The organism is Sphingomonas sp. P2_B6 (assembly GCF_056404755.1).
This window is the reverse complement of sequence record NZ_JBFUDK010000002.1, coordinates 303669-320828: the sequence shown is the minus strand read 5'-3', so window position 1 is coordinate 320828 and position 17160 is coordinate 303669. Positions and strand designations below refer to the sequence as shown.

Below are 17160 nucleotides of genomic sequence, written 5' to 3'. Positions count from 1 at the left end.
CCAATCAGCCACAATGAACGCGGGTGACGACATCCTTCTCGTCGAGATCGACGTTCAACCGGTCGACCCGGAAATCCATCGTCACCGCAGTGCCCGGCCGGATCACGCGCACCGTCCTCGATCCCGATGCGATTCGTGCCTGTTCGACGGCGTCGGCGGTATAGGGCTTGCCGACCAGGCCGTTCGCGGCCCCGGCGGCACAATTGGCTGGCGCGGGCGTCTCGGCGGGCGTCTCCGCAGGCGGCACCGGTGCGCAGGCGGTCAGCGCGCCGAGCAGAATGAGGACTCTCATGCCTCGACATCCTCCGTTCGAGTCATCTTCAGCTTGCCGTTGACCACGGCAAAGGCAAGCCGCCCTTCGACGAGATCGAGCGCATCCCGGCCGAACTGATCGAAGCGCCAGCCTTCGAGGATCGAAATCCCCTCGCGCTGGCCCGCCGCGAGCGCCTCAAGATCCTCGCTCCGCGCCAGCAGCCGCGCCGCGACGTCGATTTCCTTGGAACGGATCTTGAGCAGCAGCTTGAGCAGGTCGGCGACCAGCGCGCCGTCCTTGCCGAGCCCCGGCTTGCGATCGTCGCGCGCGGGCATCTCCTCCGCGCTCATCGGCGTCGCCGCCTCCAGCGCCGCCATCAGCCGCGCGCCGATATCGTTGCCGGCCCAGGTCGCCGAGAGGCCGCGCACCTTGGCCAGATCGGCTTGCTTGCGCGGCGCATGGCCGGCCAAGTCGGCGAGCGTCTCGTCCTTGACGATTCGGCCGCGCGGCAGATCCTTGCTGCGCGCTTCCAGCTCGCGCCACCGCGCCAGCGCCTTCAGCCGGCCGAGCACATCGGGCTTGCGCCCCGCGATGCGCACGCGCTTCCACGCCTCGTCCGGGTCGTTGGCATAGTTTTTCGGATCGCCGAGCCGCTCCATCTCCTGGTCGAGCCAGGCCCCGCGCCCGGTCCGGCGCAGCCGCTCGAGCATCTTGGGGAAGATTTTCGCAAGATGGGTAACGTCGCCGATCGCATATTCGATCTGCCGTGCATCGAGCGGCCGCCGGCTCCAGTCCGTGAAGCGCGCGCCCTTGTCGACCTGGATGCCGAGATAGGCATCGACCAGGTTGGAATAACCCACCTGCTCGCCTTGCCCCAGCGCCATCGCCGCGACCTGCGTGTCGAACAACGGGTGCGGCGTCTTGCCGGTCAGATTGTAGATGATCTCGAGATCCTGCCCGCCGGCATGGAAGACCTTCAGCACGTCCTCGTTATTGACCATCAGCTCGAGCAGCGGCGTCATGTCGAGTCCCGGCGCCATCGGGTCGATCGCCGCCGCCTCGTTCACATCGGCGATCTGGATGAGGCAGAGCTCCGGCCAGAAGGTGTTCTCGCGCATGAACTCGGTATCGACGCAGACGAAGTCGGCCTGGCCGAGTCGGGTGCAGAGATTGGCGAGCGTCGCGCTGTCGGTGATTAGCGGATGGATATGCATCGTGACGCCATAGACATGTGTCGCCGCCTTGACAAAGCGGCGTATGACGGGGAAGCGCGCGGTTTCACGCCCATCGGCATCCACTCGTTCGAAAAGACAGATCATGCACGCCTATCGCACCCATCATTGCGCCGAGCTGCGCCCCGAACAGGTCGGGCAGGAAGTCCGCGTTTCCGGCTGGGTCCACAAGAAGCGCGACCATGGCGATCTGGTATTCGTCGATCTGCGCGATCATTACGGCATCACCCAGATCGTCACTGACGTGAGCGGCCCGGTCTTCGACGTGATCGAGTCGCTCAAGAATGAGTCGGTCGTCACCATCACCGGCATCGTCGTCGCACGCGCTGCCGAAGCAGTGAACCCCAACCTCGCCACCGGCGCGATCGAGGTCCGCGCGTCCRCGGCGGTGGTCCAGTCGGTAGCCCATGACCTGCCGATGCCGGTCGCGAGCGAGAATGAATATCCCGAGGAGATTCGCCTCCGCTATCGCTTCCTGGATCTGCGTCGCGAGCGGCTTCACGCCAACATCATGCTGCGCAGCCAGGTCATCACTTCGCTGCGCCAGCGCATGATCGGCCAGGGCTTCACTGAATTCCAGACCCCGATCCTGACCGCGTCCAGCCCCGAGGGCGCGCGCGATTATCTCGTCCCATCGCGCGTCCATCCGGGCAAATTCTACGCGCTTCCCCAGGCGCCGCAGATGTTCAAGCAGCTGCTGATGGTCGCCGGCTTCGACCGCTATTTCCAGATCGCGCCCTGCTTCCGCGACGAGGATGCCCGCGCTGACCGCTCGCCTGGCGAATTCTACCAGCTCGATTTCGAGATGAGCTACGTCACCCAGGACGATGTGTTCGCCGCGATCGAGCCGGTGCTGCACGGCGTGTTCGAGGAATTCGCCGACTGGCAGGGCAAGGGCCGCACCGTCTCGGCGCTGCCGTTCAGGCGCATCCCCTACCGCGAATCGATGCTGAAATATGGCAGCGACAAGCCGGATCTGCGCAACCCGATCCTCATTTCGGACGTGTCTGATCACTTCAAGGGCTCAGGCTTCGGCCGCTTCGCTGGGATCGTCGAGGCGGGCGATGTCGTCCGCGCCATCCCGGCACCCGGCACCGCCGACAAGAGCCGCAAATTCTTCGACGACATGAACAGCTGGGCACAGAGCGAGGGCTTTGCCGGCCTGGGCTATGCCACGCGCAAGGCCGGCGTGTTCGGCGGCCCGATCGCCAACAATCACGGCGAAGAAGGCATGGCGAGGATCGCCGAGGCGCTCGGCCTCGGCCCCGATGATGGCGTGTTCTTCGCCGCGGGCAAGGAAGGCCAGGCCGCCAAGCTCGCCGGGCTCGCGCGCACCCGCGTCGCAGACCAGCTCGGCCTGATCGACCAGAATCGCTTCGAATTCTGCTGGATCGTCGACTTCCCGATGTTCGAATATGACGAGGACGCGAAGAAGGTCGATTTCAGCCACAACCCCTTCTCGATGCCACAGGGCGAGATGGAGGCACTGGAGACGAAGGATCCGCTCGATATCCTCGCCTACCAGTACGACATCGTCTGCAACGGCGTGGAGCTGTCGTCCGGCGCGATCCGGAACCACAAGCCGGAGATCATGTACAAGGCGTTCGAGATCGCCGGCTATACCCGCGCTGATGTCGACACCAATTTCGCCGGCATGATCAACGCCTTCAAGTGCGGCGCCCCGCCGCATGGCGGCTCGGCGCCGGGCGTCGACCGCATCGTGATGCTGCTCGCCGACGAACCGAACATCCGTGAAGTCATCGTTTTCCCGATGACGCAAAAGGCCGAGGACCTGATGATGGGCGCACCCAACTTCGCCACGGAAAAGCAGCTGCGCGAACTCAACATCCGCACGATCGAGGTCGCGACGGCCAAGCCGGCGGTCGAGGCGGTACGCCCCGAATAATCGGGAACCACCATCCCGTCCGTTCGCTTCGAGCGAGGTCGAAAAGCCTCTCTCGCTTCGCGCGACACGAACGGATAGGGATGCCGGATGACGATCAACCTCTCGGATTACGAAGCCGGCGCCAAATACAAGGGCGCCTATGACGACGATCTGGCGAAGCTGCAGGAGCGGTTAGCCCATATCCAGGTCGCGCATATCGTCCACAAGCGCCGCGCGCTGATCCTGCTCGAAGGCTGGGATGCGGCGGGGAAGGGGGGCATCATTCAGCGCCTCACCGCGGAATGGGATCCGCGCAACTTCCAGGTCTGGCCGATCAAGGCGCCGTCGCCCGACGAACTCGCCCATCACTTCCTCTGGCGCTTCTGGAAGAAGCTGCCCGGCAACGGCAATATCGCCGTGTTCGATCGCAGCTGGTACGGCCGCGTCCTCGTCGAGCGGGTCGAGGGCTTCGCCAAGGAAGCGGAATGGCGCCGCGGCTATGACGAGATTAACGAATTCGAGGCGCAGCAGGGCGATTCGGGCACGACGATCGTCAAGCTGTTCATCCACGTCACGCAGGCGGAACAGGACGAGCGGCTCAAGGGCCGGCTCGAACATCCCTGGAAGCGCTGGAAGACCGGGCTGGAGGATTATCGCAACCGCGACAAGCGCGGCGACTATCTCGACGCGATGGCCGAGATGTTCCGCCGCACCGATACGCGCTGGGGGCCTTGGCATGCGATCGACGGCAACAACAAGAAAGCCGCTCGCATCGCCGCTTTGACCGTCATCGCTGACCGGCTGGAGGCGAATGTGCCGATGGACGCCCCGCCGCTCGATCCGGAGGTGGAGAAGCTGGCGCGCAAGGCCCTTGGGCTAAAGTAACGCTGCCCTCCGTCTAGGCCGGTGCGAAATTACCGTCCTGGTCCATCAGGTGCAGCACGCCGTCCGCGATCGCGAAATAGGCGCCGCGCAGGGTGAGGGTCCCTGCCGATTCGCGTTCCGGGATGCAGGGAAAGGTACGCAGATTGGCGATGCTGACCCGCACCGTTTCCAGCTCCATCGCCCGCGTCGCTTCCGGTCCGACGCCATATTCAGCGATGATCCGGTCACGGGCATCGTCGAGCATGTCGACCCAGTGCGCGATGAATCCGCCGTCACCCGCCGGCTTGCCGACGAAGCGCTGCGACAGCGCCGCTTCGACGCCTCCGCACGATCCGTGGCCGAGCACCACGACCTCGGACACTTCCAGCTGAGTCACCGCGAATTCGAGCGCTGCCGACACGCCGTGCCGTCCGCCGCCCAGTTCGAACGGCGGCACGAGGTTGGCGATGTTGCGCACGACGAAAATCTCGCCCGGCGAGGTATCGAAGATCTGCGCCGGGTCGACTCGGCTGTCGGAGCAGGCGATCACCATGACGCTCGGGTTCTGGCCCTGGCCCAGCTCGGCCCATCGGCCGCGCTGATGCGCCCACCCGGTGCCACGAAATCGCTGATAGCCGTCGAGCAGGTCGGAAAAGCCGGTCATGGCGCCTCCATTTGCACTCCCAACAAGGGGTGGCAAGGGGGCCCCGCAATCGCTATCTGGCGCTCATGAACGAGATGACACCGCTCGCCGCGCCGGCACCGCGCCAGCGCAAGCCCGACTGGATCAGGGTCAAGGCTCCGACCAGCACCGGTTTTGCCGAGACCAAGGCGATGATGCGCCGTCTCAACCTGAACACGGTGTGCGAGGAAGCGGCCTGCCCGAATATCGGCGAGTGCTGGACCAAGAAGCACGCGACCGTGATGATCCTCGGCGACACCTGCACCCGGGCCTGTGCCTTCTGCAACGTGAAGACCGGCATGCCGCGCGCGGTCGACGCGCTCGAACCGCAGCATACCGCCGATGCCGCCGCCGAGCTCGGCCTCGAACATATCGTCATCACCTCGGTCGACCGCGACGACCTGCCCGATGGCGGCGCGTCGCAGTTCGTGAAAGTGATTCAGGCGCTCCGCCGCACCACGCCCAAGACCACGATCGAAATCCTGACCCCCGATTTCCGCAACAAGGCGCAGGCCGCGGTCGAGTCGATCGTCGAGGCCGGCCCCGACGTCTACAATCACAATCTCGAAACCGTCCCCCGGCTTTATCCGACGATCCGCCCGGGCGCGCGCTATTATGCCTCGCTGCGTCTGCTCGAATCGGTCAAGCGCCACGACCCCTCGATTTTCACCAAGTCGGGTGTGATGGTGGGCCTCGGCGAGGAGCGGCTCGAAGTCCATCAGGTGATGGACGATATGCGCTCCGCTGACATCGATTTTCTCACCATGGGCCAGTATCTCCAGCCGACCCCGCGCCACGCCAAGGTGCTTGATTTCGTCACGCCCCAGGCGTTCGACGCCTATGCCGCGATCGCCCGCGCCAAGGGCTTCCTGCTGGTCGCCGCCTCGCCGCTGACCCGGTCGAGCTATCATGCCGGCGACGATTTCGCGAAGATGCGTGCCGCGCGCGAGGCTCAGCTTTCGAAGGGGCTCTCGAAGGGCTGATGCCGCGTCACTCGGAAACCCGCCGACTTCCCTATTCGCGCGAGCAGATGTTCGATCTCGTCGCCGATGTCGGCAGCTATGCGCAGTTCCTGCCCTGGGTCACCGCCGTCCGCATCCGATCGAACGGCGATACGGAAATGGTCGCTGACCTGATCGTCGGCTTCAAGGGCCTGCGCGAGACCTTCACCTCCAAGGTCGCCAAGACGCGTCCGGATCGGATTCATGTCGATTACCTCGATGGCCCGCTCAAATATCTGCGCAACGACTGGGTGTTTCGCCCGCATGCTGATGGCTGCGAGATCGATTTCAGCGTTGATTTCGCGTTCAAGAACCGCGTGTTCGAGATGCTGGCCGGGCAGGTGTTCGGTGCCGCGCTGCGCAAGATGATCGGCGCGTTCGAGGAACGCGCGACAAAGCTCTACGGCGCTTCGGACGCCGGGAGCAGCAGTTCGAGCGCGCACAGGGCCGCCTGAAGCCGGATACCGCCGCGCCCGAGATCGCCGAAATCCTTGCGATCCGCGACGACATGCCCCGGATCGCCGCCTTTTTCCGCCCGCGCGAACACCACGGTACCGACCGGCTTCTTCTCCGTGCCGCCGCCCGGACCCGCCACGCCGGTGATCGCCACCGCGACATCGGCGCCGCTCTTTTCGAGCGCACCCTGCGCCATGCTCCACGCGGTCGCGATCGACACCGCGCCGAAGGTTTCGATCACGTCGGAACTCACCTTCAGCATGCTGATCTTGGCATCGTTCGAATAGGTGACGAAGCCGCTTTCGAAGATCTCGGACGATCCGGGGATCTCGGTCAGCGCGGCCGAGACCAGCCCGCCGGTGCAGCTTTCCGCGACCGAGATATGGCGCCCGATCGCCTTGTTGGCGTCCACCACGCGTTGCGCGGCGGCGACCAGTTCGGCGGGGAGGATGGTATCCATGCTCATGCCCAATCCCCTGCTATCCGAATGGTGGCGATCGCCTGCGCGGCGATGCCCTCGCCGCGACCGGCAAAGCCGAGCCGCTCGGTCGTCGTCGCCTTCACGCTGACCTGATTCGGCTTGAGCCGCAACAGTGCCGCGATTCGGGCGCGCATCGCCTCGCGGTGCGGCCCGATCTTGGGCGCCTCGCAGATCAGGGTCAGGTCGATAAAGTCGATGATGCCACCCTGCGCCACGACCAATGATGCGGCATGTTCGAGGAACCGTGCCGAATCCGCCCCGCGCCATTTCGGATCGCTCGGCGGGAAATGCATGCCGATATCTCCATCGGCGATGGTGCCGAGCAGGGCGTCGGTGATGGCATGGAGCGCGACATCGGCGTCGCTGTGCCCGGAAAGGCCCTTGTCGTGCGGGATCAGCACGCCCCCCAGCCACAGCTCCTCGCCTTCGACCAGCCGGTGCACGTCGAAGCCGGTCGCGCTGCGCACCCGCATGCCGGCGGCATGGCGCGCCTCGGCGGCGGCGAAGTCGGCCGGATAGGTGATCTTCTCCAGCATCATGTCCCCCTCGACGATCGCGACCGTGCCGCCCGAGGCGCGCAGCATCTGGGCATCGTCGGTCGGTTCCTCGCCCCGCCACGCCTTGTGCGCGGCAAATATTGCATCGAAACGAAAGGCCTGGGGTGTCTGCACGCGGTACATGCCTTCGCGCGGCACGATCTCGCCCAGGGTCTCCCCACCGCGCGCCAGCGTATCGGCAACGGGCAGGGCAGGGATCGCGCCCTCCTGCGAGTCGAGCGCGGCAAGCAGCCGGTCGATCAACGCGCCGCTCAGGAACGGGCGGGCCGCATCATGAACCAGCACGCGATCGGGCTTGCCGTGGGCCAGGGCCTCCAGCCCGGCACGAACCGATGCGCGTCGAGTCGCGCCGCCCGGTACATGGTCGACATCGCCCAGTGCCGCCGCCAGCGCTTCTTCCTGCCCCGGCCCGATCGCCACGATCACCCGCGAGATATCGGGATGGGCGGCCAACGCCCCATAGCTATGCGCGATCATCGGCTTGCCGGCGAGCGTGGCGAACTGCTTGGGCACATTGCCCCCGCTCCGCACACCCTGCCCGGCGGCGACGATCAGCGCTACGGTGCCCCCTTGCGTCATCGCGCTCGCCTAGCCCAAGCGGCCGGCGACCGCCAGCCTTGCCGCCGCCGCCATCCTCCCCTATAGGCTGCCCGTTTTTCAGGCACATGACTCAGACCCTCGCCCCCATCCAGATCGGACCCGTCCGGATCGAGCGCCCCGTGATTCTCGCGCCGATGACGGGCGTCACCGACATGCCGTTCCGCACGGTCGTGCGGCGCTTCGGCTCGGGCCTCAACGTGACCGAGATGGTCGCGAGCCAGGCCGCGATCCGCGAGACCCGCCAGTCGCTGCAAAAGGCGGCCTGGGACCCGGTCGAGGAACCCGTGTCGATGCAGCTCGTCGGCTGCACGCCGCACGAGATGGGGGAGGCGGCCAAGCTCAGCGAGGATCGCGGCGCCGCGATCATCGACATCAACATGGGCTGCCCGGTGCGCAAGGTAACCAGCGGCGATGCGGGCTCGGCGCTGATGCGCGATCTCGACAATGCCGGCGCGATCATCCGCGCGACGGTCGACGCCGTCAGTGTACCGGTGACGGTCAAGATGCGCATGGGTTGGGATCATTCGAGCCTCAACGCGCCGGACCTGGCGAAGATCGCTCAGGACCTCGGCGCGAAGATGGTCACGGTGCACGGCCGTACGCGCAACCAGATGTACCGCGACACCGCCGACTGGGCGTTTATCCGCCGGGTGAAGGATGTCGTGTCGATCCCGGTCATCGCCAATGGCGATATCTGCTCGATCGAGGATGCGGAGACGGCGCTCGAACAATCCGGCGCTGACGGCGTGATGATCGGCCGCGGTGCTTATGGTCGCCCCTGGCTGCTTGCGCAGGTGATGGAATGGTTCGCCACCGGCCGGCGCATCGCCGATCCGACGATCGAGCAGCAATATGACCTGATTACTGAGCATTATGATGCGATGCTCTCGCATTATGGCAATGAAGTCGGCGTCAACATGGCGCGCAAGCATATCGGCTGGTACACCAAAGGCCTGCACGGCTCGGCCGAATTCCGCAACCGCGTGAACCAGATTCCCGATCCCACGACCGTCCAGGCGATGCTCGCTGAATTCTACGCGCCGTGGCGCAGCCGCGCGGCGGCGTGACGTCATGACCGAAAAGGCGGGGCCGAGCTTCGCCGCTCTCTTCGCCGCCCTACCGGTCGCCGTCATGGTGATTGATCCGGAGGGGCGGGTCGCCTTCGCCAATGCTGAATGCGAGGCCCTGCTCAACCTGTCCGAGCGCGCGATGCGCGGCCAGCCGCTCGACAGCGTGCTGACGCCGCCGGGTGAGCCGAGCCGGCGCGACAATCAGGGCTTTTCCGCTTTCGATGCCGAAATCGAGGTCGCGCGGAGCGGCCGGATCATGGTCGACTATATCGAGGCACGGGTGCCCGATCATGCCGGCTGGCGGTCCATCACGCTGCATCATGGCGCCACCTCGCGGCGAATGGGTCAGTCGGTCGACCGCGCGTCGGCGGCGCGCGCAGCGATCGGCGCAGCGGCGATGCTCGCGCACGAGATCAAGAACCCGCTCTCCGGCATTCGCGGCGCGGCGCAGCTCATCGCCGGCGATGGCGACGGCACCGAGGAACTGACCACCCTGATCACGACTGAGGTCGACCGGATCGCTGCGCTGATCGACCGGATGCAGGACTTCACGGATACCCGCCCGCTGAGCCTCAACCCCGAGAATATCTACCCGCTGCTCGATCACGCCCGCCGCGTCGCGCTGGCCGGGTTCGCCCGGCATGTGACGATCGACGAACGCTTCGATCCGTCGCTGCCCCCGGTGATGACGGACCGCGACGCGATTCTCCAGGTCGTGCTCAACCTCATCAAGAACGCGACCGAGGCGATGGCCGAACAGGCCGACGCGCGCATCACGCTTGCGACGGCCTATCGTCACGGCATGGCGGTCAGCCCGGCACCGGGCCGGCCGCGCCAGCCGCTGCCGATCGAGATCTGCGTGATCGACAATGGCCCCGGCGCGCCCGAGGACATTGCCGACCATCTGTTCGACCCGTTCGTTTCGGGAAAGCCCGAGGGGCAGGGGCTTGGCCTTGCGCTGGTCGACAAGCTGGTGCGCGACATGGGCGGGATCGTGCAATATGCCCGGGAAGGATCGCCGCCCCAGTCGGTGTTCCGCATCCTGCTGCCCCGAGGATCAACGTGAAGAGCACCGCATGAAGAACCAGGGCACCATCCTGGTCGTCGACGACGATTCGGCGATCCGTACCGTCGTTGCACAGGCGCTGCGCCGTGACGGCCACCGCGTCACCACCGCGGCGAGCCTGGCCGAACTGGACGTACAGCTCGCGGCGGGGCTGCCCGACGTGCTGATCACTGACGTCGTTCTGCCTGACGGCAATGGCCTCGACCGCGTCGAGCGGCTGACGGCCGACTATCCCGGCCTGCCGGTTATTGTCTTTTCCGCCCGCAATACCCTGACCACCGCCGTGCGCGCGACGGAGGTCGGGGCTTACGACTATCTCCCCAAGCCGTTCGATCTCGATGTGCTCGCCCGGGCAGTCCAGGGGGCTCTCGCCCGAGGCCCCGGCGCGCCGGAGGAAGGCCAGGACGAGGTCGATTCGGCGCTCCCGCTGATCGGCCGCTCCCCGGCGATGCAGGATGTCTACCGGATCATCGCGCGCGTCGTCTCGAACGACCTGACCGTGCTGATCTCGGGCGAATCGGGCACCGGCAAGGAACTCGTGGCCCGCGCTATCCACGATCTTGGCCCGCGCCGACGCTCGCCTTTCGTCGCGCTAAACATGGCGGCGATCCCGCGCGAGCTGATCGAGGCCGAGCTGTTCGGCCACGAACGCGGCGCCTTTACCGGGGCCCAGGCGCGCTCCGCCGGCCGATTCGAGCAGGCGGAAGGGGGCACACTCTTCCTCGACGAAATCGGCGACATGCCGATGGAAGCCCAGACCCGGCTGCTCCGCGTGCTTCAGTCGGGCGAGTTCACCACCGTCGGCGGCGCACGCACGATCCGCGCCGATGTGCGCATCGTCGCCGCGACCAATCGCGATCTTGCCCAGCTCGTCGCGACCGGCCTGTTCCGCGAGGATCTGTTCTAYCGCCTSAACGTCGTGCCGGTCAGTCTCCCGGCGCTCCGCGCCCGGCGTCAGGACATCGCGTTGCTCGCGCGCCATTTCCTCGATCGCGCTGCGGAGGGCGGCCTGCCGCGCAAGCAGCTCGATGCGGCGGCCATCACGTCGCTCGAAAGCTATGACTGGCCCGGCAATGTCCGAGAGCTGGAGAATATCATGCGTCGCATCGCCGTGCTGAGCCGCGACGAACGGATCGGCGCGGACGAGGTGCGGGCGATGATCGGCGCGTCATCCTCTTCGCAGCCGGCCATGCCCGGCGATCCGGGCATCGAAGCGGCGATCCACGCCCGACTCGAACGGCTCGCGCGAGAGGAACCGGCGGCGCTCGACGACGGCAGCCTCTACGATCGCATCATCGGCGAGGTCGAACGCCCGCTGATCGAGGCGCTGCTCGCTCGCCACGGCCAGAACCAGTTGCGGGCTGCCCGCGCGCTCGGAATCAACCGGAATACCTTGCGCAAACGCCTCGATACCTTGGGCATCGATCCCGATGCTGGGCGATCGGGCGGTAGCGATACGGGTTGACCCGTGCGGTTTGTGTGTTTTCCTTGCAACAAAATGTTGTATTGAAGACACGATGACGGCCGACGCGGCTCCCGCGAAAATCAAGAAACCGCTGGGTTTGCGCTTCAGCGTGACGCCGTTCGTCGAATTGCTGGTGCTGGCCGGCGCGGCCGTGATCGCCACCATCAGTTATTTCGTCATCAGCGGCGGGGCGAATTCCCCGACCTTGCTCACGCCGTCGCTCGTTGCCTTGCTGCTGGTGTCGAACCTGCTGCCGGGTGTTGCCCTGCTCGTCCTGCTCGGACGGCGCATCGCGATGCGCCGCGCCGCCCGGTCGCCGATCGGCGGCAAGGGGCGGCTGCACGTCAGGCTCGTTGCGCTGTTTTCGGTGATCGCCGCGGTGCCGACGCTGCTGGTGGTCGTGTTCGCGTCGCTGCTGTTCCAATATGGCGTCGAATTCTGGTTCTCTGACCGGGCTCGCGGCATGCTCGAAAACGCGTCGACCCTGGCGCAGGAAAACTATCGCGCGGAACTCAACCGGGTCAGCAACGAAACGACGACGATGAGCGGCGACCTGGCCGATTATCTGGGCGCCAACCCGCTGGATGAGAAGCGTTTCTCCCAATATTACGGCTATCAGGTCTATCGCCGCAACTTGTCCGAGGCAGTGATCGCGAGAGTCGGCTCGGATGGCCAGACGCGTGTGCTCGCGATGGTCAACCTGTACGATCGGCCGCTCGACAAGGTCATCACGCCGCAGATCGTGGCCAGGATCAACGCCGGCGCGCCGAGCGTGATCCTGCAGAGCAAGGACCGTGCAGCAGCGGTGGTGAAGCTCGCTTATGGCGACGATACGTACCTGTACGCGGCGCGCATCTTCGATCCCCAGCTCAGCAATCAGCTCAAACGCGGCCAGACGATCCTGACCGATTATCGGACGCTTCAGACTCGGTCGCGGTCGCTGCAGCTCAGGTTCAACGCAGCCCTGCTGTTGATCTCCCTGCTGATCGTCGGTGTGGCGGTGTGGATCGCGCTGGAAGTCGCCGATCGTCTGGTCCGCCCGGTCGGCGAGCTTGTCGCCGCGGCGCACCGCGTCGCGACCGGCGATCTGACGGCACGCGTCCCGATGCCCAAGACCGATGACGAGGTCGGCACGCTCGGCACTGCCTTCAACCAGATGACGGGACGCCTCGAGGAACAGACCGGCGCGCTCGAAAGCCGGCGCGCGCTGATCGAGGCAGTGATGTCGGGCGTCACCGCCGGCGTCATTTCGATCGCCGGCGACGGCACGATCCGCCTGATCAACCGCTCGGCCGCGATGCTGCTCCATACCGGCGATGAGGATCTCGTGGGCCGCCCGCTCGCTGCGATCTCGCCCGAGCTCGACGCGCTCATTCGCGGCGAGTCACGCGAATCGATCGTCGAAGTGGATGTCGAGGGCGAGGCTCGCACGCTCGCGGTGAAGATCGCGCGCGCGGATGAAGGGCCGATCCTGACCTTCGACGACATCACTGGCCAGTTGCTCGACCAGCGCCGCGCCGCCTGGGCGGATGTCGCCCGCCGCATCGCGCACGAGATCAAGAACCCCTTGACGCCGATCCAGCTCGCCGCAGAGCGGCTCCAGCGCCGCTACAACAAGCAGCTGCCGAACGACGACGGCACCTTCACCCGCCTGACCGAGACGATCGTCCGCCAGGTCGGCGATCTCCGGCGGATGGTCGACGAATTCTCGTCCTTCGCGCGTATGCCCAAGCCGACCTTCCACGACGAATCGCTGCTCGATATCGCGCGGCAGACCTTGTTCCTGCACGAGGTCGCGCATCCTTCGATTCGCTTCGACCTGGTGCACGAGGATACCGGGCCAATGCTGGTGTGCGATCGCCGCCAGATCGGCCAGGCCTTCACCAACATCGTCAAGAACGCCGTCGAGGCGATCGACGCGCGCGGGGAGGGGGAAGAAGGCGCCATCACCATGACGCTCGCCCAGAAGGACAATGCGGTGATCGTGTCGGTCGCCGATGACGGTGTCGGCCTGCCTGCGGCGCGCGAGCGCCTGGTCGAACCCTATGTGACGACCCGCGCCCGCGGCACCGGCCTCGGCCTCGCGATCGTCAAGAAGATCGTCGAGGAACATTGCGGCACGATCGGCTTCACCGACCGCGAGGGGGGCGGCACGGTGGTCATGATGATCTTCGACACGGCATTGCTGGCGGCAATGGATACGGGGGGCCGTGACACGGCCGAGGAGGAAGACCGCCGCACTCCTGAACTCACGCGAAATCGGACCTGAATCATGGCACTCGACATCCTCATCGTCGACGACGAGCACGACATCCGCGAACTGGTGGCGGGGGTCCTGGAAGACGAGGGCTATGAAACCCGCGGCGCGGCGGACAGCGATGCCGCGCTCGAAGCAATCTCCGCCCGGCGCCCCTCGCTGGTGCTGCTCGACGTCTGGCTTCAGGGCTCGCGCCTCGACGGGCTCGAACTGCTCGACGAGTTGAAGCGCCGCGATCCGTCGATTCCGGTGCTGGTCATTTCCGGCCATGGCAATCTCGACACCGCCGTCGCGGCGATCCGGCGCGGTGCCGCCGATTTCATTGAAAAGCCGTTCGAGGCCGAGCGCCTGTTGCTGATGGTCGCCCGAGCGACCGAGACCGAGCGGTTGCGGCGCGAAGTGGCGTCGCTACGCGCCTCGGTCGGCGCCAATAACGATCTCACCGGCAGCTCGGCCGCGATCAACGGCGTGCGCGCCACGCTGAAACGCGTCGCCTCGACCGGCAGCCGCGTGCTGGTGATGGGCGCGGCCGGCGTGGGCAAGGAAGTTGCGGCGCGCCTGCTCCATGGCTGGAGCCAGCGCGCCGGCGCGCCCTTCGTCATCGTCAGCGCGGCGCGCATGACGCCGGAGCGAGTCGAGGAAGAGTTGTTCGGGGTAGAGGAGGGGGGGCAACTCGTCCGTTCCGGCCTGCTCGAACAGGCGCATGGCGGCACCCTGTTCCTCGACGAGATCGCCGACATGCCGATCGCGACTCAGGCGCGCATCCTGCGCGTGCTGACCGACCAGAGCTTCACCCGCGTCGGCGGCCAGCGAGTCGTGAAGGTCGATGTCCGCGTCGTCTCGGCGACGGCGCGCGACCTCACGCATGAAATTGCCGAGGGCCGGTTCCGCGAGGATCTCTATTACCGGCTCAACGTCGTGCCGGTGCTGATCCCGGGCCTTGCCGAGCGGCGCGAGGATATTCCCGCGCTGGTCGCGCATTTCATCGCGCACTACGCCTCGGAACGCCGCGTGCCGACGCCGGAGATCGCGCCTGACGCCATGGTCGCACTGCAGAGCTATGAGTGGCCCGGTAATGTCCGCCAGCTCCGCAACGTGGTCGAGCGGACCGTCATCATGGCGCCCGGCGACCGGATCGGCCGGATCGATCTCGACCTGTTGCCCGCCGAAGTGCTCGGCGATCCCGGCGAGATGGGCGGCAGCACCAATGCGATCATGGGCTCCCCGCTGCGCGAGGCGCGCGAGACGTTCGAACGCGAATATCTCCGCATCCAGATCCGCCGTTTCTCCGGCAACATCTCCCGCACCGCGAGCTTCATCGGGATGGAGCGTTCCGCCCTCCACCGCAAATTGAAGCTGCTCGGGATCACGGAAACGCGCGACGAGTAGTGGACGAAAGCGGCCTTCGTCCCTAGATTGGTCCTACCGCGCTCAGGGAGCGCGCATCCGACGCCGGGAACCCGGCGCATCGCGGGAAAACCACCCGCCAAGAACAAAGGATCGACCGATGGCCGACAAGCAGACTTCGCTGCAAGACCTGTTCCTCAACGCCCTGCGGCGTTCGAAAACCCCGGTGACGATGTTCCTCGTCAAGGGCGTGAAACTCCAGGGCATCGTGACCTGGTTCGACAATTTCTCGGTGCTGCTCCGCCGCGACGGCCAGTCGCAGCTGATCTACAAGCACGCCATCTCGACGATCATGCCCTCGGCCACGGTCGATGTGGCGGCGATCGTCAATGCGGTGGGCGAAGCGCAGAAAAAGGCGCCGCTGCTTCAGGAGATCTTCCTGAACGCAGTCCGCAAGTCCGACGACAATGTCACCATGTTCCTGGTCAATGGCGTCATGCTGCAGGGCCAGATCGCCGCGTTCGATCTGTTCTGCATGCTGCTCCAGCGCGATGGCATGTCGCAGCTCGTCTACAAGCATGCGGTGTCGACCATCCAGCCGGCGCATCCGTTGAATTTGGCTGATGAAACAGCAGGTTCGGAAGACGATTGACCACAGGTTTCGAACGTGATCGCGACGAGTTCGCGCGGGGTGCGCGGGCCGTCGTGGTCTATCCCGAGCATGGCGTATCCTCGCGCGACGCCGCCGCGCGCCTTGAGGAGACTGCCGGTCTCGCCGAGGCGATCGGTGTGGTCGTGGCGGAAAAGGTCGCTTTCCGCGTCCGCCAGGCCAAACCCGCGACCCTGATCGGGTCGGGCCAGGTCGAACAGCTCGCCGCGACGATCCGCATGGAAGAGGCGGGGCTCGTCGTGTTCGACGCGCCACTCACGCCGATCCAGCAGCGCAATCTGGAAAAGGCGCTCGGAGCCAAGGTCATCGACCGCACCGGCCTGATCCTCGAGATCTTCGGCGAACGCGCCGCGACCGCCGAGGGGAGGCTGCAGGTCGAACTCGCGCATCTCGACTACCAGGCCGGCCGCCTCGTGCGCAGCTGGACTCACCTCGAACGCCAGCGCGGCGGCTTCGGCTTTCTCGGCGGCCCGGGCGAAACCCAGATCGAGGCGGATCGCCGCCTGATCCGCGACCGCATGGCGCGGCTGCGCAAGGAACTCGACCAGGTCACGCGCACGCGCGGCCTGCACCGCGACCGGCGCCAGCGCGCGCCCTGGCCGGTGATCGCGCTGGTCGGCTATACCAATGCCGGGAAATCGACGCTTTTCAATCGGCTGACGGGCGCTGACGTCATGGCGGAAGACCTGCTTTTCGCCACGCTCGACCCGACCCTGCGCCAGATCTCGCTGCCCGGGATCGACAAGGCGATCCTGTCGGACACGGTGGGCTTCGTCTCCGAACTGCCGACTCAGCTCGTCGCCGCGTTCAAGGCGACGCTCGAGGAAGTGATCTCGGCCGACCTGCTGATCCATGTCCGCGACATCGCGCATCCCGACAGCGCCGCCCAAAAGGCCGATGTCGAAGCGGTGCTGACCGAAATCGGCGTGGCCATCACCACGCCGCGGATCGAAGCGTGGAACAAGCTCGACCTGCTCGACGAAGACGAGCGCACCGAACGGGTGGGGGAGGCGGAGCACCGCGCCGACGTCGTGGCGCTCTCGGCCATGACCGGGGAAGGGGTCGACACCCTGATCGACAAGGTCGCCGCGCTGCTGACTCAGGCCCATCGCCGCTACCGCATCGAGCTGGCGGCATCCGACGGGGCGGGGGCTGCCTGGCTGCACCAGCATGGCGAGGTGATCTCGCAGGAAATCGAAGACGACAGCGCGATCTACGAAGTCCGCATGGCCGAACGCGATTTCGAACGGTTCAACCAACGGAACGACTGAACC

Annotated in this window: 16 protein-coding genes; 11 read left to right on the top strand and 5 right to left on the bottom strand. The window is 66.1% G+C overall.

Annotated features, from left to right (window positions below):
* Positions 1-4: 4 nt before the first annotated feature.
* Positions 5-292: an I78 family peptidase inhibitor gene (locus tag AC1DX5_RS04015; RefSeq protein ID WP_478014283.1), complete on the bottom strand. Its 288-nt coding sequence runs from the start codon at positions 290-292 to the stop codon at positions 5-7.
* Positions 289-1467 carry a ribonuclease D gene (gene rnd / locus AC1DX5_RS04010; RefSeq protein ID WP_465173934.1) on the bottom strand — a complete coding sequence of 393 codons (1179 nt, stop codon included), beginning with the start codon at positions 1465-1467 and terminating at the stop codon, positions 289-291. Before rnd ends, AC1DX5_RS04015 begins: the two co-directional genes overlap by 4 nt.
* Before the next feature lie 103 nt (positions 1468-1570).
* Between rnd and aspS the strand changes: the two genes are divergently transcribed.
* The gene (aspS, locus tag AC1DX5_RS04005; protein ID WP_478014282.1) at positions 1571-3391 is read left to right on the top strand and encodes an aspartate--tRNA ligase; all 1821 of its coding nucleotides are present in this window, start codon (positions 1571-1573) and stop codon (positions 3389-3391) included.
* Between the two features lie 87 nt (positions 3392-3478).
* Positions 3479-4255 carry a polyphosphate kinase 2 family protein gene (locus tag AC1DX5_RS04000; RefSeq protein ID WP_478014280.1) on the top strand — a complete coding sequence of 259 codons (777 nt, stop codon included), beginning with the start codon at positions 3479-3481 and terminating at the stop codon, positions 4253-4255.
* Positions 4256-4268: 13 nt separating this feature from the next.
* Here the strand turns inward: AC1DX5_RS04000 and AC1DX5_RS03995 are convergent, their stop codons facing one another.
* Positions 4269-4898 carry a carbonic anhydrase gene (locus AC1DX5_RS03995; protein WP_465176741.1) on the bottom strand — a complete coding sequence of 210 codons (630 nt, stop codon included), beginning with the start codon at positions 4896-4898 and terminating at the stop codon, positions 4269-4271.
* A 65-nt stretch (positions 4899-4963) separates the two neighbouring features.
* Between AC1DX5_RS03995 and lipA the strand changes: the two genes are divergently transcribed.
* Positions 4964-5899, top strand: a complete 936-nt coding sequence (lipA, locus tag AC1DX5_RS03990; RefSeq protein ID WP_465173393.1) for a lipoyl synthase — start codon at positions 4964-4966, stop codon at positions 5897-5899.
* Positions 5899-6372: a type II toxin-antitoxin system RatA family toxin gene (locus tag AC1DX5_RS03985; protein WP_478014279.1), complete on the top strand. Its 474-nt coding sequence runs from the start codon at positions 5899-5901 to the stop codon at positions 6370-6372. The genes lipA and AC1DX5_RS03985 overlap by 1 nt, the downstream gene beginning before the upstream one ends.
* Here the strand turns inward: AC1DX5_RS03985 and AC1DX5_RS03980 are convergent.
* Positions 6318-6833: a CinA family protein gene (locus AC1DX5_RS03980; protein ID WP_465177137.1), complete on the bottom strand. Its 516-nt coding sequence runs from the start codon at positions 6831-6833 to the stop codon at positions 6318-6320. The genes AC1DX5_RS03985 and AC1DX5_RS03980 overlap by 55 nt on opposite strands.
* 2 nt (positions 6834-6835) lie before the next feature.
* The gene (locus AC1DX5_RS03975; RefSeq protein ID WP_478014278.1) at positions 6836-7990 is read right to left on the bottom strand and encodes a bifunctional 2-C-methyl-D-erythritol 4-phosphate cytidylyltransferase/2-C-methyl-D-erythritol 2,4-cyclodiphosphate synthase; all 1155 of its coding nucleotides are present in this window, start codon (positions 7988-7990) and stop codon (positions 6836-6838) included.
* Between the two features lie 86 nt (positions 7991-8076).
* Between AC1DX5_RS03975 and dusB the strand changes: the two genes are divergently transcribed.
* From dusB to hflX, 7 genes are all read left to right on the top strand, one after another.
* Positions 8077-9078 carry a tRNA dihydrouridine synthase DusB gene (gene dusB, locus AC1DX5_RS03970; protein ID WP_478014276.1) on the top strand — a complete coding sequence of 334 codons (1002 nt, stop codon included), beginning with the start codon at positions 8077-8079 and terminating at the stop codon, positions 9076-9078.
* A gap of 4 nt (positions 9079-9082) precedes the next feature.
* Complete coding sequence (locus tag AC1DX5_RS03965) at positions 9083-10147, top strand: two-component system sensor histidine kinase NtrB (protein ID WP_465173387.1); 1065 nt, start codon at positions 9083-9085, stop codon at positions 10145-10147.
* Positions 10148-10157: 10 nt separating this feature from the next.
* Positions 10158-11612: a nitrogen regulation protein NR(I) gene (gene ntrC, locus AC1DX5_RS03960; protein WP_465176736.1), complete on the top strand. Its 1455-nt coding sequence runs from the start codon at positions 10158-10160 to the stop codon at positions 11610-11612.
* 52 nt (positions 11613-11664) lie between these two features.
* Complete coding sequence (locus tag AC1DX5_RS03955; protein ID WP_465177136.1) at positions 11665-13881, top strand: sensor histidine kinase; 2217 nt, start codon at positions 11665-11667, stop codon at positions 13879-13881.
* Between the two features lie 3 nt (positions 13882-13884).
* Positions 13885-15258: a nitrogen assimilation response regulator NtrX gene (gene ntrX / locus AC1DX5_RS03950; protein ID WP_465173384.1), complete on the top strand. Its 1374-nt coding sequence runs from the start codon at positions 13885-13887 to the stop codon at positions 15256-15258.
* Positions 15259-15376: 118 nt separating this feature from the next.
* Positions 15377-15868, top strand: coding sequence for an RNA chaperone Hfq (hfq, locus tag AC1DX5_RS03945; protein ID WP_443025211.1), 492 nt, complete (start codon positions 15377-15379; stop codon positions 15866-15868).
* On the top strand, positions 15865-17157 hold the full coding sequence (gene hflX, locus AC1DX5_RS03940; protein ID WP_478014275.1) for a GTPase HflX: 1293 nt from the start codon (positions 15865-15867) through the stop codon (positions 17155-17157). The genes hfq and hflX overlap by 4 nt, the downstream gene beginning before the upstream one ends.
* Positions 17158-17160 lie beyond the last annotated feature (3 nt).